The organism is Pseudomonas sp. Sample_21 (genome assembly GCF_004307525.1).
In the GTDB taxonomy this organism is placed as follows: domain Bacteria; phylum Pseudomonadota; class Gammaproteobacteria; order Pseudomonadales; family Pseudomonadaceae; genus Aquipseudomonas; species Aquipseudomonas atacamensis.
Genome location: NZ_RCNZ01000079.1, coordinates 63,298 through 88,533 on the forward strand (window position 1 = coordinate 63,298; position 25,236 = coordinate 88,533).

17 protein-coding genes are annotated in these 25,236 nt (G+C 60.3%); 5 read left to right on the forward strand and 12 right to left on the reverse strand.

Going from position 1 to position 25,236, the window contains the following annotated elements; genetic code table 11:
* The first annotated feature begins 58 nt into the window (after window positions 1-58).
* The 3 genes from D8U71_RS14110 to D8U71_RS14120 are packed head-to-tail and all read left to right on the forward strand — an operon-like array spanning window position 59 to window position 4,817.
* The gene (locus D8U71_RS14110; protein ID WP_125926192.1) at window positions 59-1,465 is read left to right on the forward strand and encodes a TolC family outer membrane protein; all 1,407 of its coding nucleotides are present in this window, start codon (window positions 59-61) and stop codon (window positions 1,463-1,465) included.
* Complete coding sequence (locus D8U71_RS14115; protein WP_130887999.1) at window positions 1,462-3,624, forward strand: type I secretion system permease/ATPase; 2,163 nt, start codon at window positions 1,462-1,464, stop codon at window positions 3,622-3,624. The genes D8U71_RS14110 and D8U71_RS14115 overlap by 4 nt, the downstream gene beginning before the upstream one ends.
* A gap of 8 nt (window positions 3,625-3,632) precedes the next feature.
* Entirely contained in the window at window positions 3,633-4,817 is a 1,185-nt protein-coding gene (locus D8U71_RS14120) for an HlyD family type I secretion periplasmic adaptor subunit (protein WP_038862077.1), read from the forward strand.
* On the opposite strand, the gene D8U71_RS14125 is transcribed toward D8U71_RS14120, so the two are convergent.
* Window positions 4,818-5,414: a trypsin-like peptidase domain-containing protein gene (locus D8U71_RS14125; protein WP_125916053.1), complete on the reverse strand. Its 597-nt coding sequence runs from the start codon at window positions 5,412-5,414 to the stop codon at window positions 4,818-4,820.
* Window positions 5,415-5,652: 238 nt separating this feature from the next.
* Window positions 5,653-7,542: a sigma-54-dependent Fis family transcriptional regulator gene (locus D8U71_RS14130; RefSeq protein ID WP_130888000.1), complete on the reverse strand. Its 1,890-nt coding sequence runs from the start codon at window positions 7,540-7,542 to the stop codon at window positions 5,653-5,655.
* Between the two features lie 246 nt (window positions 7,543-7,788).
* On the opposite strand from D8U71_RS14130, the gene D8U71_RS14135 reads away from it, so the two are divergent.
* The gene (locus D8U71_RS14135) at window positions 7,789-9,612 is read left to right on the forward strand and encodes an NAD(P)/FAD-dependent oxidoreductase (protein ID WP_130888001.1); all 1,824 of its coding nucleotides are present in this window, start codon (window positions 7,789-7,791) and stop codon (window positions 9,610-9,612) included.
* Window positions 9,613-9,726: 114 nt separating this feature from the next.
* Complete coding sequence (locus D8U71_RS14140) at window positions 9,727-10,731, forward strand: NAD(P)-dependent oxidoreductase (RefSeq protein WP_130888002.1); 1,005 nt, start codon at window positions 9,727-9,729, stop codon at window positions 10,729-10,731.
* Window positions 10,732-10,751: 20 nt separating this feature from the next.
* On the opposite strand, the gene D8U71_RS14145 is transcribed toward D8U71_RS14140, so the two are convergent.
* From D8U71_RS14145 to D8U71_RS14190, 10 genes are all read right to left on the reverse strand, one after another.
* The gene (locus D8U71_RS14145) at window positions 10,752-11,861 is read right to left on the reverse strand and encodes an NAD(P)/FAD-dependent oxidoreductase (protein ID WP_130888003.1); all 1,110 of its coding nucleotides are present in this window, start codon (window positions 11,859-11,861) and stop codon (window positions 10,752-10,754) included.
* Window positions 11,858-12,961 (reverse strand): DegT/DnrJ/EryC1/StrS family aminotransferase, encoded by a 1,104-nt coding sequence (locus tag D8U71_RS14150; protein ID WP_130888004.1) that lies wholly within the window; start codon window positions 12,959-12,961, stop codon window positions 11,858-11,860. The genes D8U71_RS14145 and D8U71_RS14150 overlap by 4 nt, the downstream gene beginning before the upstream one ends.
* Complete coding sequence (locus tag D8U71_RS14155) at window positions 12,945-14,186, reverse strand: MFS transporter (protein WP_110599251.1); 1,242 nt, start codon at window positions 14,184-14,186, stop codon at window positions 12,945-12,947. The genes D8U71_RS14150 and D8U71_RS14155 overlap by 17 nt, the downstream gene beginning before the upstream one ends.
* Window positions 14,183-16,447 (reverse strand): glycoside hydrolase family 65 protein, encoded by a 2,265-nt coding sequence (locus D8U71_RS28485; protein WP_206663208.1) that lies wholly within the window; start codon window positions 16,445-16,447, stop codon window positions 14,183-14,185. The genes D8U71_RS14155 and D8U71_RS28485 overlap by 4 nt, the downstream gene beginning before the upstream one ends.
* Window positions 16,441-18,153, reverse strand: coding sequence for an NAD-dependent epimerase/dehydratase family protein (locus D8U71_RS14165; protein WP_130888005.1), 1,713 nt, complete (start codon window positions 18,151-18,153; stop codon window positions 16,441-16,443). Before D8U71_RS14165 ends, D8U71_RS28485 begins: the two co-directional genes overlap by 7 nt.
* 13 nt (window positions 18,154-18,166) lie before the next feature.
* On the reverse strand, window positions 18,167-18,649 hold the full coding sequence (locus tag D8U71_RS14170; protein WP_039758830.1) for an adenylyltransferase/cytidyltransferase family protein: 483 nt from the start codon (window positions 18,647-18,649) through the stop codon (window positions 18,167-18,169).
* Window positions 18,650-18,655: 6 nt separating this feature from the next.
* The gene (locus tag D8U71_RS14175; RefSeq protein WP_130888006.1) at window positions 18,656-19,159 is read right to left on the reverse strand and encodes a GNAT family N-acetyltransferase; all 504 of its coding nucleotides are present in this window, start codon (window positions 19,157-19,159) and stop codon (window positions 18,656-18,658) included.
* Complete coding sequence (locus D8U71_RS14180) at window positions 19,149-20,462, reverse strand: aminotransferase class III-fold pyridoxal phosphate-dependent enzyme (protein ID WP_130888007.1); 1,314 nt, start codon at window positions 20,460-20,462, stop codon at window positions 19,149-19,151. The genes D8U71_RS14175 and D8U71_RS14180 overlap by 11 nt, the downstream gene beginning before the upstream one ends.
* Before the next feature lie 521 nt (window positions 20,463-20,983).
* Window positions 20,984-24,073 (reverse strand): efflux RND transporter permease subunit, encoded by a 3,090-nt coding sequence (locus tag D8U71_RS14185; RefSeq protein ID WP_130888008.1) that lies wholly within the window; start codon window positions 24,071-24,073, stop codon window positions 20,984-20,986.
* On the reverse strand, window positions 24,070-25,179 hold the full coding sequence (locus D8U71_RS14190) for an efflux RND transporter periplasmic adaptor subunit (protein WP_130888009.1): 1,110 nt from the start codon (window positions 25,177-25,179) through the stop codon (window positions 24,070-24,072). Before D8U71_RS14190 ends, D8U71_RS14185 begins: the two co-directional genes overlap by 4 nt.
* Window positions 25,180-25,236 lie beyond the last annotated feature (57 nt).

The following is a 25,236-nucleotide window of genomic DNA, read 5'->3' on the forward strand; positions in this document are numbered from 1 at the left end:
GTTGGTCTCTCAACAGTAAGGGAAGTCTGTGGAGTCAGTTTTTCGCCAGAAATGGCCGGTGGTCCTGTTGACCATCGGCCTCTACCCCGCTTTCACCGTCGACGTTCGCGCCGACGACAATCTCGACAGCAGCTTGCGCAGCATCAGCCCGTCGCAACTGCAACAACCGGCAGGCAATGACAATCGTCAGCGCCCTGCCCCTGCTTCAAAAACGGCCGCCAACGCAGATACTTTGGGGCTGGAACAAGCGGTCAGGCTCGCCGTGGACTGGCACCCACGCATCGGCGAAGCCATCGGCACCCTGTTCCAGCAAGGCGAAGGCGTCAACGTCGCCGAATCCGGCTATTACCCGCAGGTCACCGGCGGCATCAAGGGTGGCTACACCAGCGGTTACGGCAGCGATGCCGGCAGCCAATCGGTGAACATTTCCCTCAAGCAGATGCTGTATGACTTCGGCAAGGTTTCCAGTTCGGTCGACGCCGCCCGCGCCCGGGTGGCGCGCAGTCAGGCCGGGATTCTGCTGGCGATCGACGACATCGCCCGCGACACCGCCAGGGCCTACATCGAGGTGCAGCGTTATCAGCGTCTGCTTGAGGTTGCGCGCGAGCAGATTCAGGGCATCGGCGGCATCGTCGACCTGGCCAAGCAACGCAGCGACATGGGCGCCAGCACCCGTTCCGATATGGTCCAGGCGCAGTCCCGGGCCGAAGGCGCGACGGCGACGTTGCAGGAATTCAAGGCGCAATACGCACGCTGGCAAGCGACCCTGACCAGTCTGCTCGGACGGCGCACGCCGCCGGCGGTCAGCGACGCCGCCGCGCCTACGCTAACCCAGGCCTGCGACGCCTCGCAGATCTCCGACACCCTGCCCGCCGTCCTCCAGGCCGCCGCGCAACGCACCCAGGCCCAGGCCGAGCTGGCCCAGGCCAAAGCCGAGGCCTACCCGACCCTGTCGCTGCAACCGTCGGTCAACCAATACCTGGACGACCACTACGACGATCAGAACTCGCGCGCTGATCGCACCCAGGTGGGGATCTTCCTCAACCTCGAAGTGCCGATCTATCAGGGCGGCGCGATCAGTGCGCGCAGCCGCGCCGCCGGGCATGCGCTGACCGCAGCGGATTCGGCGGAAGACTTCGCCCGCCTGCAAGCGCGCCAAGGTCTGGCTGAAGCCCAGGCGCAAACCTCGGGCCTGAACCGGCGGCTGCGCTCGCTGGAATTTCGCCAGACCAGCATCACCGAAGCGCGCATGCTGTATGGCCGCCAGTACCTGGAACTGGGCACGCGGCCGCTGCTGGACTTGCTCAACGCCGAGCAGGAAATCCATCAGTCGCGCTTCGATCTGGTCAACACCCAGGCTGATCTGCAACGCCTGCAGATCGACTGCTTCTACAACAGCGGTGCGATTCGCCGGGTCTTCGGCATCGACCACAGCGCCATCCAGAATGTCGAGATCCTGCCATGACCGATGCCAGCATCACTGTTCCCGAACCCGCCGCTGCCGAGGCTCGCGAGGATTATTCACCGTGGCTGGAAGCGGTGCTCAAGGTCGCCCGCCACTATCGCCTCGACGTCTCGCCGGAAAGCGCGCGCCTGGCCTCGGTGCACAGCGAAGGCCGCGTCGAAGAAGTGGTTCGGCACATGGCGCGTCAGGCCGGTTTGAGCGTGAAATTCGCGGTATTCGACAACAAGAGCCTGAGCCGCTGGCGCACGCCGCTGGTGGTGCAACTGCGTGATGGTCAGGTCGGCGTGCTCGAAAGCCTCGGCGAAACCGGCGAGCTGGGCATCTGCTTCAGTGGCGACCAGGGTTTGCAGAGTCGCATGGAGGCTGGCGCGCTCGCCGAGCAGGCATTGCGCACGGTGATTCTGCGTCCGACGCAACCGGTGGCCGACGTGCGCACCAACGATTACATCAAGCCCTACGACGAGCACTGGTTCCGGCGCATCGTCCTCACCGATCTGCGCCCTTACAGCCAAGTGATGATCGCCTCGCTGGTGGCCAACCTGCTGGGCATGGCCGGGGTACTGTTTTCCATGCAGGTGTACGACCGGGTGATTCCGGCCGAGTCGCTGCCGACCCTGTACGTGTTGTTCGGCGGGGTGATGCTGGCGCTGCTGTTCGATTTCGTCATGCGCATTCTGCGTCTGCGCATCACCGATGTGCTGGGCAAACGCGCCGACTTGCGCGTCTCCGATCTGGTCTTTGGCCACGCTTTGCGTCTGCGTAATTCGGCGCGGCCGAAATCCACCGGTTCGTTCATATCGCAGTTGCGCGAGCTGGAGCAGATCCGCGATCTGATCACCTCCAGCACTGCCACGGCACTGGCGGACATGCCGTTTTTCCTGCTGTTCCTGCTGGTGTTCTATTTGATCGGCGGGCCACTGGTGCTGATTCCACTGGTGGCGCTGGTGTTCATGTTGCTGCCCGGGATCATCGCGCAACCGCGTCTGGCGCGACTGGCCAATGCCTCGATGCGTGAAGCGGCGCTGCGCAACGCCATGCTGGTGGAAAGTATTCAGGGTCTCGACGACATCAAGGCATTGCAGGCCGAGCAGCGTTTCCAGCAACAATGGAACCAGTACAACGCCGCCTCGGCGGACAGCAGCCTGCGCCTGCGCACCCTGACCAACAGCCTGGTGGCGTGGACGCAGAACGTGCAAGGCGGAGTGTTCGCAGTGGTCATCGTGTTCGGCGCGCCGATGGTGATTGCCGGCGACCTGACCACCGGCAGTCTGGTCGCGGCGTCGATTCTGTCGTCGCGGATGATGGGGCCGATGGCGCAACTGACCCACGTGCTCACCCGATGGCAGCAGGCCAAGGTCGCGCTCGAAGGCTTGAACCGGATCATGCAGATGCCGGTGGATCATCCCGAAGGCAGTCAGCGCGTGCACCTGCCGGCGATTCGCGGCGACTACCGCATGCGCCAGGCCAGTTTTCGCTACAGCGAGGAATCGACCCCGGCGCTCAACAACATCGACCTGAGCATTCGGCCCGGCGAGCGCATCGCCCTGCTCGGCCGCAACGGTGCTGGCAAGTCGACGTTGCTGCAAGCACTGGGCGGCGCGATGGATCTGAGCAGCGGTGAAACCACCCTGGACGGCATCGCCCTGGCACATCTGGATCCGGCCGACCTGCGCCGCGATGTCGGCCTGCTGTCGCAACAGGCGCGACTGTTTCACGGCACCTTGCGCGACAACATCACCCTCGGCGCCGGTCAGGCCAGCGATCAGGAAATCATCGCCGCGCTGACTGTCACTGGCGCGCTGGATTTCGTCCGTCAGCTGCCCAAAGGCATGGATCATTTAGTGCTTGAAGGTGGCTTGGGCCTGTCGGGCGGTCAGCGTCAGAGCTTGCTGCTGTCGCGCTTGTTGATCCGTCAGCCACAAGTGCTGTTGCTCGACGAACCGACGGCCGCGCTCGATGACGTCACCGAGCGTCTGCTGCTGGAAAAACTCGCGACCTGGACCCAGGGTCGAACGCTGGTGGTCGCCACGCATCGGGTCAGCGTGTTGCAACTGGTCGAGCGGATCATCGTCCTCGACAACGGACGTATCGTCATCGATGACCACCGCGACGCCGCATTGGCGCGGCTGCGCGCACCGGGCAAAGGAGTGGCGGTATGAAGCCGATGATGACCGACGTGCCGGACCCGATGTCCTACCTCGACGGCCGCGATGAGCGCGCACTTGCCGGTGGCGCAAAGGTGATCTGGGGTTGCGCGCTGATGCTCGCCTGCTTCATTGCCTGGGCCGCGTGGTTCGAGATCGTCGAGGTCTCGACCGGCACCGGCAAAGTGGTGCCCAGCTCGCGCGAGCAGGTGATCCAGTCGATGGAGGGCGGCATTCTCGAACAGCTCAATGTCAGCGAAGGTGCTTTGGTCGAGCGCGGGCAGATCCTCGCGCAATTGGACCCGGTGAAGAACCAGTCCAACGTCGGCGAAAGCGCGGCCAAGTACCGCGCGGCGCTGGCCAGCGTCAACCGCTTGCAGGCCGAAGTCAGCGAAAAGCCCCTGACCTTCGACGCATCGCTGCAGGAGTTTCCTGACCTGATCCGCGCCGAAACCGAGCTCTACCAGACCCGGCGCAAAGGGCTGGCGGAAACCCTCGACGGTATTCAGAGCTCGCTGAAACTGGTGCGCAGCGAACTGGCGATAACTGAAAACCTGGCGAAGATCGGCGCCTCGAGCCGGGTTGAAGTGCTGCGCCTGACCCGTCAACGCTCGGAGCTGGAATTGAAGGCCACCGAAGCCCGCTCCGATTACATGGTCCGCGCCCGCGAAGACCTGGCCAAGGCCAACGCTGAAGCGCAGATGCTCGAAGCGGTGATCCGTGGGCGCACCGATTCACTGTCGCGCCTGACCCTGCGCTCGCCGGTGCGCGGCATCGTCAAGGACATCGAGGTCAGCACGATTGGCGGCGTCATTGCGCCCAACGGCCAGGTCATGCAGATCGTGCCGCTCGATGAACAACTGCTGATCGAGACGCGCATCTCGCCGCGCGACATCGCCTTCATTCACCCGGGCCAGGCGGCGAAAGTGAAAATTACCGCCTATGACTATTCGATCTACGGCAGCCTCGACGGCGAGGTGGTGACGATCTCGCCGGACACGATTCAGGACGAAGCCAAGCCGGAAATCTTCTACTACCGCGTGTTCATCCGTACCGCTTCGGATGAACTGCGCAACAAGGCCGGCAAACGCTTCGCCATCGTGCCCGGGATGATCGCCACGGTGGACATCCGTACCGGCGAAAAAACCGTGCTCGACTACCTGATCAAACCACTCAACCGCGCCCGCGAAGCGTTGCGCGAACGCTGATCAGCGGCTGGCCAGTTTGGTCGCTGGTGGCGTCGTTGGAGTGATGCTGGCCTGATAGCGCGACCACTCGCGATTGATCTCCGCGTACGGCAAAAAGATGCTTACGCGCGGTTGATCGAGCAAGTCTTTGCGCTTGAGGCGGCTGACGTCGTCACGGGTGAGAAACGCCACGTTGATGCCAACCACTTTGCCATCGGCGGAAAACACAGGCCCGCCGGACATGCCTTTGGCCAGCGCGCCATTGTGGGTGCCGTAAAGCACGTTGCCCTCTTTGACGTCGAGGCGAACCATGGCCGGCAACGCCTGGCCGGTGCCCTTGACCGACATGTACAGCGAATTGAACCCCACCGAAGTCAGCTCCTCGCCCGGCTTGTAGCCGCGCCACGCCGGCACGCTATTGGCCTTGTGACGGAAAAACTGCACGTCTGCCTGCCCTTGGAAAACCGTGCCCGACAAGTAAGGAATGTGCTTCACCGTCACGGCGAAGTCTTCATTCCATTGCACAGCCGAACCCATCAGCAGGTAAGGCAAAGGCGCGCCGGAGTGGACGACAAAGGCTTGGTCTAAAACAGGATCCTGAACAAAAGCGACTGGCATTCCATTGCACCCGCTGAGCAGCAACGACGCTGCAACAAGTGACTTGAGGGGGCGCATTTTCGGTACATCTTGAAGTGAGGAAAGGTGCTGCAATATGTCATTGCGCCATCACTTCTAGCAATAGGCTCAGCCTACCGCTTGTCGGCATGCGATATAGTGAGTTAATGATTGGATCCAAGCGATTTCCAGGCAATACGCGCAATCAACAGCGAATGAACGCAAATGATCGCGATTGTCTTCAACCAGGTCGAGCGATCCCATGCTGACGAAGCTTGCGGTACAGGGTATTGCGGCTAATCCCAAGACGACGGGCAACTCGCGCGACATGCCAGTGTTCAGCTTCAATCATGCTGAGCAGAGTTTGCCGTTCGGATACGCCCAGTGGATCAGCTACAGGTGAATCGCCCCTTGCGGGCAATAACTCCTGCACGTCCTCCAGCGTGACCCGGCCTTCCACTGCCAACGCCACCAACGTCCGCAAACAGGTGCGCAGTTGCCGGACATTGCCCGGCCAGGGCTGCGCCAGCAAGCGCTCTCGAACTCCCGCTTGCAGCCGCACAGTGGCGCCCGCCGCTTCTTCGCGCAGCAGCAGGTCGAGCAGACGGCCCTTGTCGGAACGCTCGCGCAGCGGCGGCAGTTCCACGGCGAAACCGCCAATGCGATAGAACAGGTCCTCGCGCAGGCGTCCGTCGGCCACGCAGGCTGGCAGATTCTGGTGGCTGGCGCTGATCAGGCGTACATCAAGCGGTCGCGGCGTTGCGCTGCCCAGCGGCACGACCTGGCGCTCTTCGAGCACCCGCAGCAGACGGGTCTGTAGCGCGAGGGGCATGTCGCCGATTTCGTCGAGAAACAGAATGCCGCCATGGGCCTGCTCAAGCTTGCCGACCATGCCGTCCTTGCGCGCGCCGGTGAAGCTGCCGCCGCGATAGCCGAACAGCTCGCTTTCAATCAGCGTCTCGGGGATCGCCGCGCAGTTGATCGCGACAAACGGCTGGCCGGCGCGCGAGCTGGCGCGATGCAGCGCTGCCGCAAAGGCCTCCTTGCCGGTGCCGGTTTCACCTTGCAGAAACACCGGCACGTCGCGCTCCAGTACACGGAGTGCGCGGGCGAATCCGCGTTGCAGGCGCGGGTCTTCCAGGCACACGCGCTCATCCTTGATTGGCGGGACAGGCGCAAGGGTCAACGGCGCGGAGCGGATCGGTTCGCGCAACTGGCCGTAGAACAAGCGCCCGTCGGCCAGGCGCATCGGCCAGCAGACGTGCGCCTGAGCACTGGCCTGATCGAGCAACTGCTCCATCGGCGTTTCCAGCAACATGGTCAACGACTGCCCGACCATCTGCTCGCGGCTCAGGCCCAACAGATCCAGCGCCGCCGCATTCACCGAACAGATCCGCGCACTCTCGTCGAAGCTGAGCAGGCCTTCACCCAGCAGCCCGACAAACCCGGCATCGGGATGAAACCGCAGCAAATAGCGTTGCGGATCGTGGCCAAGGAAAAAACAGCTCTCGATCAACCTGGCCGACAGATTGGTCAGGGCCATGGCCTTGAAGCGTTGCTCAAGGCTGCTTTCCTCGCGCACGGAGGAAAGGTTGAGCACCGCGAGCAACCCACCGCTGGCGTCGAATATCGGGCTGGCCGAACAGGTCAGGCCGACGTGCTGACCACGGAAATGCTCGTCGCGGCGAATGGTCACGTGCTGGCGCTCGACCAGGCAGGTGCCGACACCGTTGGTGCCCTCGTGCTCCTCGCTCCAGACCGAGCCGAGCCACAGCCCGGAGCGCTGGAACTCGCCGCGTTCGGCTTCGTTGAACACGCTGTCGATCGCCACGCCGCGCGCATCGGTGAGCAGCACGACATGGCCGTCACGTCCCAGTTGCTGGTGCAGGCTGTTCATCTGCCAGTGCGCCACGGAAATGATGTGTTCCAGCGGCGCACGGTGTTCGCGCAAACGCGCCTGTTCGAGCACGTCCGGCGCGCGGCGGCTGGCCGGATCGAGCTGGTATTGATCCAGGCAGCGCCGCCACGAACGGGTGATCGCCAGGTCTGCCGCCGCGCTGTGGCTGGCAACAGAGCCCTGCACGGCTTGCAGTACCTGGCGCGCGTGGGCGTTGATCGAGGCCGGTTTCATTGTTGTTGTTCTCCGCTTCGGTGAAGACACGGGTGTGTCCGCAGCTTAGATGAAAAGCTCATTGCGGGGGAATTTCGCGCCGAGTGACACAGTGTCATTCGCGATTCTCGAATTTGTGACATGTCGCCTGCGCCAAGCCTTGTCGGCCTTTGCATCAAACGCTCTGGCCCGCGCCTTTCAAGGAGATGGCCCAAGCCTTGCTCTGATGCCATGGCTTACCAAAACAACAAGATCGGGAGTGGCCCCATGAACATCGCTATTGAAACCCCTTTGCAATCGCCAACAGCGCAACTTGCGGCCTGGGTCGAACGCCTCGGCGAACGTCTGGCGCAACGAGATGTGGACGGCACGCTGGAGCTGTTTGCCGAAGAAAGCCACTGGCGTGACTTGCTGCTGTTCAGCTGGAACCTCGTCACCCTGGAAGGCAAACCGGCGATTCGCGACATGCTCGAAACACGCCTTGAGCAGACCCGGCCCGAACGCTGGCAACTCGAAGGTGAAGCCACGCTTAGCGACGGCGTGCTCGAAGGCTGGATGAGTCTGGAAACCGACACCGCGCGTGGCAAAGGCTACGTGCGCCTGAAGGACGGTCTGTGCTGGACGCTGTTGACCACCATGCGCGAGCTCAAGGGTTTCGAAGAACCCAGCGGCCGCCGCCGGCCGATGGGCGCGAGCCACGGCCATGCCCACGCTGACAAGCGCAACTGGCTGGAGCGCCGCCGCGATGAAGAAGCGGCGCTGGGCATCACCACGCAACCGTACTGCCTGATCGTCGGCGGCGGTCAGGGCGGGCTCGGCCTCGGCGCAAGGCTCAAACGCATGGGCGTACCGACGCTGATCATCGACAAGGCCGAACGCCCCGGCGATCAATGGCGCGGCCGCTACAAGTCGCTGTGCCTGCACGACCCGGTCTGGTACGACCACATGCCCTACCTGCCCTTCCCCGACCACTGGCCGGTGTTCACCCCGAAAGACCAGATCGGCGGCTGGCTGGAGATGTACACCAAGGTCATGGAACTCAACTACTGGCCGCGCACTGAATGCCTCGGCGCTACGTTTGACGAAGAGACTGGCCGCTGGACCGTGGAGGGCCTGCGCAACGGCGAGCCCGTCACCCTGCAACCGACGCAACTGATCCTCGCCACCGGCATGTCTGGCGTACCGAATGTTCCGGTGTATCCCGGCGCCGAAGACTTCCAGGGTCAGCAACATCACTCCAGCCGTCACCCCGGCGGCGATGCGTGGAAAGGCAAGCGCGCAGTGGTCATCGGCGCGAACAATTCAGCCCACGACATCTGCGCCGATCTGGTGGAAAACGGCACCGAGGTGACCATGGTGCAACGTTCGAGCACGCACATCGTGCGTTCGGACAGCCTGATGGAAATGGTCTTCGGCGGGCTTTATTCCGAAGAGGCGCTCGAGTCGGGGCTGACCACGGATAAGGCCGACCTGCTGTTCGCCTCGATTCCGTACAAGGTCATGCCACAGTTTCATCGGCCGATCTTCGACGCGATCAAGGAGCGCGACAAGGACTTCTATGAACGCCTGAGCCGGGCGGGTTTCATGCTCGATTTCGGCGACGATGAATCGGGTTTGTTCATGAAATACGTACGCCGTGGCTCGGGTTACTACATCGACGTCGGCGCCTCGGAACTGATCGCCAACGGCACGATCAAGCTCAAGAGCGCGCCGGGCCTCGGTGTCGAACGCATCGAAGCGGATGCGGTGGTGCTCACCGATGGCAGCCGCTTGCCGGCCGATCTCATCGTTTATGCGACGGGTTATGGCTCGATGAACGGCTGGGCCGCGAAGCTGATTTCCCAGCAAGTCGCCGACAAGGTCGGGCGCTGCTGGGGCCTGGGTTCCGGCACCACCAACGACCCCGGCCCGTATGAAGGTGAACTGCGCAACATGTGGAAGCCGACCCAACAGCAAAACCTCTGGTTCCACGGCGGCAACCTGCATCAGTCACGGCACTATTCGCTGTATCTGGCGTTGCAGTTGAAAGCCCGTTTCGAAGGCCTCGACACCGATGTTTATCGCCTTGCACAGCGGCATCATCTGGGCTGATTCCTCAAGTGGTCGTTCGTCGGTGCGCAGGCCAAGCGCACCGGCGAACTGGAAAGTGCGTGCTAGGGTGTCTAGCCCAAGCACGTTTCAATCCAGGAAAAATGAGGAGGATTCATGCCACTTCATCCCATTCTGTTCATGGGCGGCTCCGGCGCCATCGGCCACCAGACGGCTCGCGCATTGCGCGCGGCGCATCCCGACGTCCCGTTGCTGATCGGCGGACGCGACCTCGCCAAGGCTGAGCAAACCGCCGAGCAAATCGGCAATGCCCAAGGTGTGGTCATCGATGCTCGCGCAGAAGATCTGGGACTGGGTGATCGCCCGGTCAGCGCCATCGCCCTGTTCTACATGGACCACGCCCTCGCCGGGCTGCGCTTTGCGCAAAAGCGCAAGGTGCCGCACCTGAGCATCTCTTCCGGCGTATTCGAAATCGCCCCGCAGATCGCCAGTTTCATCCACTCGCCCGACGCGTCGCCCATTGTCCTCGGCTACGAATGGATGGTCGGCGCCACCACCGTCGCAACGCTGCACATCGCCAAGGCATTCGCCCGCGTGCACGACATCCGCATTCATGCCCTGGTCGACGAACAGGACGGCGGCGGCCCGACCGTAGCCGTCGATTTCGAGCACCTGAACAAAATGCTGCCCGCCGCGCTGACCCGCCGTGACGGCGAATTCATCTGGCGTGAAGGCGACGATGCCAAGGTCAGCTTCCGCGCCGTCGACGGCACGACCCTGCAGGGCGCCGGCTTCTCCTCCATCGACGTGACAGGCCTGGCCGCCGCCACCGACGCCCCGAACGTCGAGTTCAACCTCGCCAGCGGCATCAGCTCGACCCGGCGTCAGGGTCTGCCGATGTCGACGGAAATACTCATTGAACTTGAAGGCACGGATCACGAGGGCCAGCCATTGCGCACACGCCACGCCGTAGTTCACCGATCAGGCGCAGCAGCGTTGACCGGGCTCAGCGTGGCCATGTTGCTGGAGCGACTGGTTGGGCTGGATGGGCAAGCGCCTGTGAGGCCCGGGCTGTATTTTCCGTATCAATTGCTGGAGGCGCAGGTGTTTTTACAGCGGCTGGAAAAAGACGATGGCGAGCTGATCGAATTGGACGTGTGACCCCCCTGGACAAAGGCTGGTCAATTTTGCCCGAGCGCCTGTACGACACGCTCCGCGATGGCGAGACAGCTCGTCAATCCTGGAGATTCGATGCCGAACAGATTAACCAGCCCCGGCACTCCATGCACCGATGGGCCACTGATGACAAAGTCCGCCGCCGGTTCGTGTACGGCGTTGATTTTCGGGCGGATGCCGCTATAGGCCGGTTCCAGGCTGCCATCGGGCAGGCCGGGCCAATAGCGGCGAATCGCCTGATAGAAACCTTCGGCCCGCTGAGGATCCACACGGTAATCAACCTGATCGACCCACTCGACATCCGGTCCGAAACGCGCCTGCCCCCCCAGGTCAAGCGTCATGTGCACGCCGAGACCCGCGGCTTCGGGCGCGGGATAGATGAGATGGCGAAAAGGTATCCGACCGCTGAAGCTGAAGTAGCTGCCTTTGCACAACCTGGCCAACGGGACGTATCGTGAAGACAGACCGACAATGTGACCCGCAAGCTGGGGCGCAGACAAGCCCGCACAGTTGATCAGTTCGCCACAGCTGACGTTCATGGGTTGCGCACCGCCGATCTGCAACTCAAAACCCTGCGGGCGACGACAGGCCGATTCGAACGGCGTGTTAAAGGCAAACGAGGTGCCCGCCGCCTCGGCGTCTGCCTGCAAGGCAAGCATCAAGGCATGGGAGTCGACAATTGCGGTAGAGGGCGACCAGAGTGCCGCGATACATGACAACTCAGGCTCCAGTTCCAGCGCCTGCCGGGCGCTGAGCAGTTGCAGGTCGTTGACGCCATTGCGCCGTCCCTGCTGCCATAACCGCTGCAATGCCCCGCACTGCGCCTCATCGGTTGCGACAACAAGCTTGCCCAGAGGTTGGCGCGCTACTGCGTGCGCTTCGCAAAAGGCATACAGGCGATGCCTGCCGTCGACGCACATTTGCGCCTTGAGGCTGCCAGTGGGGTAGTAGATGCCGGCGTGAATGACTTCTGAATTGCGCGAGCTGATGCCGGTTCCAATGCGTTCACCCGCCTCCACCACGATCACTTCACGGCCGCTCACGGCCAGGGCCCGGGCGACAGCCAGCCCGAGCACTCCGGCGCCAATCACGACACATTCGATATCGACGCTCACCACCTCACCGCGCGTTCAAATTGCTTGATCAGCGTGACGACCTTTTCTACATCGCCATCCGACAAATGATGGTGGCAAGGAAGTGTGATCATTTGCCGGGACAGGCGTTCGGTTGTGGGCAACGCAATGCGCGGCTGACTGCTCAACCATGCCTTCTGCCAATGAATGGGCACCGGATAATGAATGGCCGCTTGCACATCATGCTCTGCCAGATAAGCCTGCAGCTCGTCACGATGCGTGGATTGCACGACATAGTGATAGTAGGCATTTCCCGGTTTGCCGCGCCCCAGGTCAGTGCCCGTGCGGGTTGTCGAGAGGACGTCATCATAGAACGCGGCAATTTCCACGCGTCGCTTCAGCCACTGATCCAGATACTGCGCTTTGATGTTGAGTGCTGCTGCCTGCAACGAGTCGAGTCTGGAGTTGATGCCGAACCGGATCGATTCGTTACGGTTTTCCAGGCCGTGATTGCGTGCAATCCGCGCGTATTCGGCAATTCCCGGATCGCGAGTCACCAGCATCCCGCCGTCACCCAGACCACCGAGCGTCTTCAACGGATGCATGGAAAACGCTGACGCATCAGCGCGAGTGCCGACTTGCCGGCCATCGATCACGGTGCCTATCGCCTGAGCGCAATCCTCGATCACGGCAACCCCGCCCGAGCGGCACAGGTCGATGATTGGGTCGATATCCAAAGGGCGTCCGCGCAGATAGACAGGAATCACGGCTTTGGTCCGATCATTCACAAGTGGCGCAATCGTCTCGACGCTCAGGAGTTCATCGTCACCCACATCTGCCAGGATCGGCCGGGCACCAACAGCAACAATGGCTCCGACAGTGGCAACAAAGGTATTGGCGCAGGTGATCACCTCGTCACCGGGGCCGATATCGAGCGCGCGCAATGCCAGAAACAGCGCATCCGTGCCTGAATTGAGGGCAACGGCGTGCGCGCCGCCACAACGATCCGACATCCATGACTCGAACGCCAGAACCTGATCGCCGAGAATGAACTCGCCCGATTGCAACAGCTCCCGCCAGCGTTCAAAGATCTCGCCACAGAGATCCTGGGCCTGTTCCTGTACGTTATTGCACTTGATCATTACGCGCACTCCCTGGCATGAACATGATGGACGTCAGGACGATCAGCAGAGTGCCAACCGCGCTGATGACGGCGGTCAACGCAAGCGTCTGGGAATAGCCGATCATCCCGCCGACTACGCCGCTGCCCAGATAAATGAACGGGTGCACACCGCTGGTGACAAAGGTATCCACCGCCACGACTTTGCCCAGATCCTTTTCGGGCGACAGTGTTTGCATGGCGGTTGCCCAGCCGGTGAGCCAGGACGCTTCGACGATACCGACGAACGTCGCCCCCAGAACCGCCATCCATGCCGCCGTCCCCAGCCCGAGTAACGCCATCGCTCCGGCCAGGAACAACCCGCATACCACCGCAAGTCCCACCAGGCGTTCGTGCCCCGAGGCCAGCACGGTGACAACCGATCCGAGACAAGCGCCGAACCCTGATGCTGCCAGGCAATATCCCCACATTTCTTCGCTGAAACGAAGACTGATCGCGTAGGGTGCAACGACCAGAAAAATCGGAAAACACAGCACGTTCACCACCAGCGTCGCCGCAAACCCCAGCAGCAGCGTGGCGTTACGGCTGACCACGGTGATGCCCTTGAACGCCTCGCGTAGGGAGAACTCCTCTTCGGATTCATGACGGCCGACATTCGGTAACTGAGCGGTGTAAATCGCCGCGCCGAAGAAGGTCAAGCCATCGATCAGTATCCCCCAGACCGGATCCCACAAGATGATGAACACGCCCAACGTCGCCGGAAACAGAATGGCGACCAGGTTATCGATGAAGTTCATCGCGCCGTTGCCCGCGACCAGCGCCTTTTTGGGTAACAGGCTGACCAGCAGCACCTGAGCGCAGGGCCGAGAAACGCCGATGCCGATGCCGAAGATCAGATAGGCCAGCACCAGCCAGCCCCAAGGCGCACCGGTCAGAAGCAGTGCGACGGCCGCAAGCTGCGCCATGCCTCGGGCCGTATCGGTGTAGATGAGCACCTGTCGAGGCGACTTGCGATCCGCCAGCATGCCGCCGGCCAGAGCACCGACGACGGTTCCGATTCCGACTGCGGCCATGATGAAGCCAAACACATCACCACCAAAACCGTCCCGTATCAGCGCTATCGGCAGCGCCGCCAGACAGATGGCGTCGCCGGCCATCGACAGGCCCTGGCCGATCAGCAACTTGCGAAAAGGCAAGACTCGCAGCGCATCGTTATAGGGGGATAAGCGTTCTTTGATAGAAATCATCGGTGCCCCTCCTTGAGGCATATATATCCATCCTGGCCACGTTCGGTTGGCAACTGCCGGCCGCCCTCGCGGATTTCCAGCTCATCGTCTCCGATTACGGAAATGCGCAGACGCCGGCCCCGAAACTCAAGGGTGAAGTGGTAGGCATCCCAATCGGCGGGCAACCTCGGGCGGAAGGCCAGTTGGTCCGCAACGAGATCAAGTCCTGCCAACCCTTCCACCAAGCCCTGCCAGGCTCCGGCATAGGCGGAAAGATGCAGGCCATTGCTATAGTCGTCGAGCGGAGTGAAATCGAGGTTGTAGCGGCTGGCCCGAGCAATGAAATCGGCACTGATCGACGTCTTGCCCAAGTGCGCGGCGACAACCGCGTGCGGGCCGTAGCTCAATGACGATTCATGCACCGTACGCGGTTCATAATATTCGAACGCTGCGCGTTTCACGTCCGTTGAAAAATCTTCTGGAAACATCGACATCAACAACACGATGTCCGCCTGTTTGACTACCTGCGACGCGAAATTCTGCAGATTCTCTGCGCTCTCCCGTTCGGCCTCGTCCGCAAACTGCGGCCCACGCTTTTTGTCGGAACGCAGCTGCGTGTCAGGTAAGGCGGCATAACCCTCAAACTCTTCAGGAATGACCACCCCACCCACAGTTATCCAGGGCAGAAAGACGTTATCGGCTATCGACTGCCAGCGCCTGAACTGTGCCTCGGGCAATCCCGGAAAGCCCGGCCGGTCGCACAGGGAAAGCGCTGACCGGAGGCACCAGCGCAGCATGTAATTGGTAAAAAAGCTGTTGTCCACATGATAGTGGTATTCGTCCGGCCCCATGACCGATTCAACGACATACGCCTGACGACTCTCGGACCACTTGAACACGGACGCGGCGAAACGGGCGCACTCGAGCAGCATTTCAAAGCCGCGAGAGATCATGAACGCATCGTCACCGGTGACCTTCCAGTATTTGTTCACGGCATAGCAAACGTCTGCCGAAATGTGGAGCACCTCATGGACACTCCACTCTCGTCGAATGTCCTGTTCGGGATACGCCAGCACATAATGGGGACCATTTTCCCGCCCTCGATCATTGGCTGCTTCCGGAAAACGCGCTCCCTCATAGCCACTGGCCCGAGCAAACTCCCGCGCTTGTTCCAGACAGTGGTAGCGATAGTCAATCAACGCCCTGGCGACACCGGGTTCGTTCCAGATCCAGAACATGCACTTGTGCAGTTCGGTATCGAAAAACGTCGCTCCGGAGTGATACGTACTGGTCAGGCCGCGCGCCGGCGAGAGCGTTCCCCGCTCGGGGGGTGCGACTCCCACGCCGTGCTGTAGCAATTGAAACATCGCGTATTTGATGCCCAGATCGGTACGTCTCTGCGCGGTTTGAACAGTGACGTCATGCTCGCTCCAGATCCTGCTCCATCGGTCAAGATGGCTGCTCTGGATATGGGTCACATCGAAGTCGCCAGAAAGCGCGTCGGGCATACTGTGCTCGCCATCGATTGCAACCCGCCAATGCGTGGCGATGCGATGCTGCAACACCGAGTCGAAATCCATGGTGACGGAAGTAATACAACCCTGCAGGCCGTGTCGCCAGCAAACAACGGAACTCGCCGCTGAACCGGACTGTTCGACACGTACGTCGTAGCGCAGCCGATACTCTGCGGCATCGACATCCACAGTGAAGGCCGTTCGATCGACAACACTTTGCCCAAAACGGTAATGTCGGGCGGTCAGCCAGTCACTGGTGCCCAGGTATTCATTCTCGGCACTGCCATCCACGCCGTAATCCAGTCGCAATCGGTGCGCACCGGTCGGCTCGCCCAGTCGAGTCAGACTGATGCGGGTCGACACGGCACTGTCATCTGGGGCATCAATGAACTGATCAATCGTCAGCTCATAACGGACGCCCCGCAGTTGGAACAGCTCGCGACTGCTGACTGTCGCCTGATCCATTGCCAACACCACCGCCGGTCCATCGCCTGATGGCTCGAGAGGTTCGCCCGTGTCCACATCGTAGAGGCGCAGGACTGCCGGCGCTGGCAAAGAAATGATCTCCCGCGAAACGCCGACCCCGGGTGCATAGACCCCCGCGCAGAGCAGTTGCGTGCGCCGTGTGCGCGGCGAGGCACTGGGCACATGCGGGCGCACGCCGATCAAGGGATTGGCCAGCATTGCCACGCAGGCTGCGAAGGACGATGTCCGCGGCTCGATACCGACGATATCCTCGCACTCCTCTCCATAAGCGATGGTCAGCACGACGTGTCCCCCGACGGCTGGAACGACCAGTCTTTGTGCAGCATGTTGCGCACATTGTGATAGCGGGTGTCGGACAACACATCGTCACTGTCGTTGAAGTTCCCGGATTGCCATTGCTCGCAGATTTCCACGATGGCATCCCTGATCGAATAGATGAACTCGAAACCCAGTGTCTCCTGCACCCGTCGCGAATCCAGACGGTAAGACCGAACATCATCGCTGCGGGTAGTGGTGATCGGCACGTTGACGAGGAAGTAACGATCGACAACCTGTTTTACCTGATCGGCTATCTCGGTCACCGTGTGGTTTTCGTAGCCGACGTTGATTGCGGTTCCGCAGACTTCGTCCAGCGATTCGCGCTCCACGAGCATCGTATACAGCCGGGTCAGATCGCCGATATGCACATTGGGGCGGTATTGACTGCCGCCGAACACGGTAATTTCACCGCGCGCCAGCGCACTGGCGGTAAGGATATTGACGGTCAGATCCAGGCGCTGGCGAGGCGACCAGCCGCACACGGTAGCGGCTCGAACCGCGACGGTTTCAAAGGATGCATCAGTGAGCCCGAACAGTATTTTTTCGCCGTCAGCCTTGAAGCGGTTGTAGTCGGTGATGGGCACGCAGGGTTGGCGCTCATCGACAAATGGTTCTGTATTGACGCCGTAGACACTGGCTGAGGATGCATAGATAAAGCGCCGGCAGCCAAGGCGCTTTGCACTGCTCATGAGATGCGGCAGACAATCGATATTGATGGACTGGCCGAGTTCGGGTGCCGAATTGAAACTGGGATCATTGGCCACTGCGGCAAGATGGACAACGGTGTGCATCCCCCGAAGCGACTGCTCGACGAGCAGCGGATCGCGAATATCGCCCTTTATGAATTCCAGTGCCGGATGGTTCATCACGCCCTCCAGGCCGTTGCCGAAATAAAGCGCATCCAGTACCCGGACCCGGTAACCGGCAGCCAGCAGTTTTGGTACCAGACGCGAGCCAATGTAGCCCGCACCGCCTGTAACGAGAACAGCGGATTGATTATTCATGGTCCTTCCTTGGGATGGGTTTGCCAGCGGGTATTCATCAAGCGATGACAGTATTGATGCCTGTGGATGAGCAGCCTTGGGCTCAAGAGCATGCCGGCGGATCTGCCAGGCATGGAGCCCCAGGCCACAGGCCAGATCCGTTGCATAGGGACTGTCGTCAATCAGCTCGACATCCTGCGGATCGCGGCTTCCGACCAGTTGTTGAATCAGCGCTTCGCGGCTCTGACCGGGCGCCTGTCGGGTAATCGATAACCTGGATTCTTGCCGCAGACTGGAGCGCTCGATAGCCGCCTCGAACAACTGCGGCGCATTCAGAGACGCCGTATAAAACATCACTGGCTGTGCGGCTTGTGCAATGCGTTCCAGCAAGCGCTTTGCATCCTCGAACAGCTCAGTGCCTTGGGAGAGTTGTAGAAATTCCTTTTGTTTGTGCTGCGCCAGTTCGTCTGCGCTGAGCGAGCCGCTCCTTTGAGCACCGATGTCATCGGTGATCAGCGCCAGCAATCGTGAAGCGCCTTCCATGCGAGGACGTCCGGCAATGTGGTCAATGTATTCGCGCTGAGTCAGTTGTTTGCCGGCAAGTCTGTGAGCGACGTTGCTCCACGCTTGAAAATGCGGCGTGTCGATCATTGTTCCGTCGAGGTCAATCAGCAAAAGTTTTGACATGATTGTTTACCTGTCATCTGTGCGTGGACATGACGAGCCGGGCGATTCTGGACGTCGAGTCGAATATCTTGTCGTCCGTCAAGATCATTCGCCCCCCTGCGCTTTCAACCAGTGCGCGCTCCGCCTGAAGTCTCACGTCTGACCCGTCACTGTAATCCGCACCCTTGAAATAGAGGTTGGGACGTAGCGTCTTGATCATCAATTCAGCAGTGGGTGTGTGATTTACGATGACATGATCGCAATAGCGAATAGAGGCAAGAAACTCTGCGCGTTTTTGATCGGGGAATACCGGCCGGTCCGCTCCTTTATTGACATATGGGTCGGCGGTAACTGACACGAACAATCGATCCACCATTGTTCTGGCACGTTGCAAATGATAAAGGTGCCCAGGATGCACAATGTCGAAACAGCCGTGACAAAGACCGATAGTCAAACCTTTTTCGCGGCAATAAACCGCCTCATCCTGCAATGCAGTGATGTCACTTAAAACGCCCATGATTATTCATTCCTTTGAGATAAGAGATTTAGCCATGATGTTCAGGTGTTCAAGTTCTCCCCAGTAATCGGGAAGCTGCCCGACGATTTGAAAACCATTGCGTAAATGAAAACGGTAGGCTGCACGTTCTTTGTCAATATTTCCTATATCCAGACATAACCATGTCTTTTCATTTGCCAGAGCGTACTTTTCAATTTCGTCATACAACAACGAAGCCACCCCGTATCGACGGTATTCGCTATCAACAATCAACCAGTCTGCCCACAGGACATACTTCGAGGGGATCGGACCTGCGGCGCAGCCCATCGTCCCGATCACCCGTCCGTCTACTGTGGCGACAAATCGCCCCCCTTCAAATTGAGGATTGGCAAGTTCATTGGCAAATTGCTGACCCGCAGACTCGGTAAGATCCTCGCCAGAGGCAATCTGGGCGACCAACCCCAGAACAGCTTCCATGTCAGCCTTTGCAAATCGCCGCAGGCGAATCTTCGTAACAGGTTCATTTGGCATGGTACTGAACCCTCTTGAGTGCCGAATCCAGCCGCTCACAGGCGTCCGCCAACATTTCAGTCGTATGCGATGCACTCAGGGTGACAGGCTCTGGGCAATAACTGAGGGGCATCAAAAAGCCATACAAGTTGTACTCACGGGATAGCAGGGCGAACAACTTCTGGGCAAAGTCGATCGGGTAGAAATGCTCTATCTCCCTCATGGTTCGAGGACGTTCGGAGGTTCCGATGTGGACGCCGATTCGACCGCCATACCCATCGATATGACAGGGTATGTGGTGTTTATCGAAAACGTCCCTAAGCCCGGCCTTCAAGCGCGATTCCAGCGCGGCGATGTGCCGGTGCACCGTTCCATCCTGCAAATGCTCGATGGCGGCAAGCGCGGCGGACACGGACAGGTATCGCCCCGTATTGGTCCCGCTGACCTGAACAGGACCGCGTGGTGCGATTACGTCCATGTATTCGGCTTTACCGGCAATACCCGCGATCGGCATGCCGCAGCCGAACGCCTTGCCGAAGGCGGCGATGTCGGGTACGACACCGAAGTCCTTTTGCGCACCACCAATGTTTGCGCGGAAACCGGTGAGCACTTCGTCGAAGATCAGCAGCGCACCCTTACGACTGGTCAGCGCACGCACATTTTGCAGAAAACCTTCATCCGGTCTGATGCATCCGATATTCAATGCAACAGGTTCCAGGATCACCCCTGCCACATCGTCCTTGTATTTTTCAAAAGCATTTTCCAGCGCTTCCAGATCATTCCATGAAACCGAAACCGTCAAGTTGCCGAATTCGTCAGGAATCCCCACAGTGCCCGATAAACGTTCCAGTTCTCTTCCCGCCAATAACGCGCCAGAGCGCGGTGAAGAGTCCACGTTCCAGGTCAAAGAGTCATTAAGCCCATGAAAATGCCCTTCGAACTTGATGATGATGCGTCGACCGGTAACGGCACGGGCGATACGCGTCGCATACATGGTCGCTTCCAGTCCGGAGTTGACCAGCCGCAACTTTTCGGCGCAGGGGACGACCGCACAGAACCGCTCACTCAACAGACGATGTTCATCGGTCTCATACTGCTGAAGAAAGCCCCGCTCCAGTGCCTTTAGAATGGAGTTTTTGATGACCGGACTATCGTGTCCCAACAGGCAGGATCCCCAGCCCATAATATAATCATCGCGCCATTCGCCCGATGTCAGCTGAACGCGCGCGCCGGCGGTATTCTGCACATTTATCGGCCCGACTACCGACAAGTGATTCCATCCCGATAGAACATTGCCAACACGTGTTTCCTTTAAACAATCCATGACGACTGACTCTCCCTTTAAAAAGTTTAGAGCGAACAAAGTCCAATACCCAGGCAAATGAAATTCGCCATGGCATTCGAACAAGATTCGATCGTGCGATACGCAATAACGTAGAAAGCAGCGCAGCAAGTTGGAGGAAAAACTAGCCCCGCCATCTACGCCGCGTCAATTTAAAAAATAAATGGCCGCCTAACAGCTTGTTTGCCAATGAAAACTGTTTTTCTTAAGAGAAAGTAGCGCAAAACATCAGGCGCATTATTTCAAACAGATATAAATGAATTTTCGCACTTATATTTCAGCAAGTTAGCCACAGCAAAACGCATTCTTTCAATGATTGGAAAATCTGATCCGCAAGTTTCGCAAACAACTGTGATGCTTATTAATCACATCCTGTATAAGCGGCGGACCTGGTTAATGACGAGGGTCAACTCCGCACACTTGAAAACTCCAATAGCCAAGAGAGAGAGTTAGTCGCGGATAGCAAAAGGCCCGTCATTGACGGGCCTCTTTCAAACCTGACCTTATACCGAACGCGAGGGTTGAACCTGCCCCCTGTTCTCAGGCCGAATCCTGAACCAGATCGCATACATCGCCGGCAGAAACACCAGCGTGATGATGGTGCCAACAAACGTGCCGCCGATCAGCGTGTACGCCAGCGTGCCCCAGAACACCGAGTGGGTCAGCGGAATGAATGCGAGAATTGCCGCCAGCGCGGTCAACAACACCGGCCGCGCCCGTTGCACTGTCGCTTCGACCACGGCATGGAACGGCGCCAGCCCTTCCTGCTCGTTGTGATGAATTTGCCCGATCAGAATCAGCGTGTTGCGCATCAGAATCCCGGACAGCGCAATCAACCCGACCAGCGCATTGATGCCGAACGGCTGGTTGAAGATCAGCAGCGTCGGCACCACACCGATCAAGCCTAACGGCGAGGTGAGGAAGACCATGATCATCGCCGAGATCGAGCGTACCTGGACGATGATGATGAGCAGCGTCATGGCGATCATGATCGGCAGCAATGGCAGAATCGCTTTGCCGGCCTTGCCGGATTCTTCGATGGCGCCCGCCTGTTCAATCCGGTAGCCGGAAGGCAGGTTTTCGATGATCGGCTGCAACTGCTGGATGATCGCACCGGAAACGTCCGGTGGCTGCAAACCTTCGGCGATGTCGCCACGGACGGTGATGGTCGGCGTGCGATCGCGGCGGCGCAGGATCGGGTCTTCCATGCGCACTTCGACCTGGCCGATCTGCGACAGCGGGATGCGCTGCCCCGCCGCACCGACCAGGGTGAAGCCTTCGATCTGTGCCGGGTCCAGGCGGATATTGCCCGCCGCACGGCCAACGACCTGCACGGAACGGATGTCCTCGCGCACCGCCGTGATCGGCACGCCGCTGAGCAGAAATTGCAACTGCTGGGCGACCGCGCTGGACGTAAGCCCCACCGCCTGCAAGCGGTCCTGATCCAGGTTGAAATGCAAGGTCGGCGTCAGCGGCCCCCAGTCAGTGTTGACGGTTCTCATCATCGGGCTGTCCTGCATCACTGCCCTGACCTGCTCGGCGATGTCGCGCAATTTCGCCGGATCAGGCCCCATCACCCGATAGGCCACCGGAAATGGCGAATACGGGCCGAAGACAATTTGCGTCGCCCGAACCCGCGCCTCTGGAGCAAGCCCTTCGGCGACCGCTTCGCGCAAACGCAACTTCAGAGTTTCACGGGCGTTTTGGCTGTCGGTCAGCACAACGATTTTGGCGAACGATGGGTCCGGCAACTCCGGCGCCATCGCCAGGAAAAACCGTGGTGCACCCTGACCGATATAGGCGGTGACGATTTTGGCCTCTTCCTGCTGATGCAGCCAGGCTTCGACCTTGGCCGCCGCGGCACTGGTCTGCTCGATGGACGTGCCGTAGGGCATCTGCACTTCGATCATCACTTCGGGGCGGTCAGAGGTCGGAAAGAACTGCTTCTTCACCAGCCCCATGCCTGGAATCGCAACGGCAAACAGCGCGACCACCGCACCGGCCACCAGCCATTTGCGCGTGATCACCCACGCCAGAACACGCCGGAAACGGTTATAGCGCGGCGTGTCGTAGATTGCCGCGTGCCCGCCTTCGACTTTCTTGATGTCCGGCAACAGCTTCACGCCCAGGTACGGCGTGAAAGCCACGGCGACGACCCACGACGCAATGAGCGCGATGCCGACAATCCAGAACATGTTGCTGGTGTATTCGCCCGCCGTTGATTGCGCGAATCCGTTGGGCAGAAAGCCAATCGCCGTCACCAGCGTACCGGCCAGCATTGGCGCTGCCGTGTGGCTCCAGGCATAAGCGGAGGCCTTGATGCGGTCGTAGCCCTCCTCCATCTTCACCACCATCATTTCGATAGCGATGATCGCGTCATCGACCAGCAGCCCGAGCGCCAGAATCAGCGAGCCGAGGGTGATCCGGTCAAAGTTCTTGCCGGTGGCCGCCATCACCACAAACACGATCGCCAGGGTCAAGGGCACCGCCGCTGCGACCACCACGCCGACACGCCAGCCCATGCTGAGAAAGCACACCAGCATGACCACCAGCAGCGCGACAAAGAACTTGACCATGAACTCGCCGACCGCCGAGTCGATATTCACCGCCTGATCGGTGACTTTCGACAGCGTCATGCCCAACGGCATTTCCCCGTTGATCCTGACTGTCTCGGCATCCAGCGCCTTGCCCAGGTCGAGACCGTTCCAGCCCTCGCGCATGATCACGCCGAGCAATAACGCTTCTTCGCCGTCGTTGCGCACCAGGAAGGTTGCCGGGTCTTCGTAGCCGCGCTCGACCGTGGCCACGTCAGACAGCTTGAGTGTTCGGCCCTGAGCGACAACAGGCGTGTCACGGATTTTCTGCAACGTATCGAACGCGCCATCGACGCGCAGAAAAACCTCCGGCCCTTTGGTTTCGACCGACCCGGCGGGCGTCAATACGTTCTGATTGTTCAGCGCGGCGAAAATGTCCTGCGGCGACAAGCCCAGCGTCGCCAAGCGATCATGGGAAAACGAAACGAATATCCGCTCGGCCTGCTCGCCGATGATGTTGACCTTTTTCACCCCCGGCACGTGCAACAGGCGCTGGCGTAAAGTTTCCGCGTCGCGCACCAACAAGCGCTGCGGCTCGCCCTTGGCTTTCAAGGCGAACAGCGCGAAGGTCACGTCGGAGAACTCGTCGTTGACCATCGGCCCGATAACACCCGCCGGCAGCCTGATCGCTTCATCATCGAGCTTCTTGCGTGCCTGGTAGAACTCTTCCTGCACTTGCGACGGCGGTGTGCTGTCGAGCAACGAAACCATGGTGAATGCCAGTCCCGGACGCGTGTAGGTTTCCGTGCGGTCGTACCACTTCAATTCCTGCAGACGCTTTTCGAGGGGTTCGGCAACCTGATCCTGCATCTCCTGCGCGGTCGCCCCTGGCCACGCCGTGATCACCGTCATCTGCTTGACCGTGAACGGAGGATCTTCCGCCCGGCCCAATTTGAAGAACGACAGGACGCCGGCAACGGCGATCAGAAAAATCAGAAACACCGTGATCGCACGTTGGCGCACGGCGATAGCTGAAAGGTTGAACCGGTCCTCGCTCATGGACGACTCCCGGCAATCTGCCCATCGTCGCGGGCAAGCAGGCGCACTTCTTCGCCATCACGCAGCAGATGCGCGCCCAGCGCGACAATCGGTTCACCGACGTTGAGCTGGCCAGCGACACGGGCCGAGTCATCGCTCAAACCCAGGACCTCGACCGGGCGCCAGCTCACTGTCGCCGGTGTGCCGGCGATGACCCACACGCCGGGGCCTTTGCCCGGGTCGTAGATCGCCGCGACGGGCACTTTCAGCGCCTGATCTGGCGAGGAACCTTGAGCAATTTCGACGGTGACCGTCGAGCCGATTGGCGCATTGGCCAAACTGCCTTCGAGCACATAGCGCGCCTCGAAAGTACGAGTTGTGCTGTCGGCCGAATCGGAAAGCAGACGCAGTTTTGCGCTCACGGCAGCCGACGTATCGCCATACAGTTTTGCCTGAGCGGTTGAGCCCGGCGCGGGGCGCAAGGTCTCGGGCAGATGGACGATGGCCTCCCGCTGACCGGCCCTCGCCAGCCGTACCACCGGTTGTCCCGGGCTGACGACTTGACCGGGCTCGGCGAGGGTTTCCACCACCACGCCATCAGCGTCCGCCACCAGAACCGCGTAACCCGAGGCGTTGCGCGCTACGTCCGCTTGCGCCACAGCGGCATTGAGTTGCGCCCTGGCGGTGTCGGCTGCGGCTTTGAACTGATCGTAGGCCGATGCCGAAATAGCGCCGGCGGCGACGAGTTTGCGATTGCGCGCTTCGTCACCGGCAGTCTGTATGGCTCGGGCGCGAGCGGCGCTCACCGCTTCTTGCTGGGCTCGCGCCTGCAGGCCGAGGTCGATGGGGTCGAGGCGCATCAGTGGCTGGCCGCGCTTGACCGTCTGCCCGGTATCAACCAGACGCTCGAGCACCTTGCCCGAAACGCGAAAGCCCAGATCGCCCTGGGTGCGCGCAGCGACGACGCCGGTGAATGATCGAGATCCATTTTCTGCCGGTTGCACCGTTGCCGATCTGACAATCGGCGCCAAGGTACGTGGATCTTTTGCGCTGGAGGAATTCCCGCACGCCGTCAGGGCCAAGGACAACAAACATACCGCGAGGGGGAAAGGTCGGAGCCGGCGCATGGAATTCCTTTACTGAAATAGGATGATCATCATATTCTCAGTCTTGTGACCAGCATC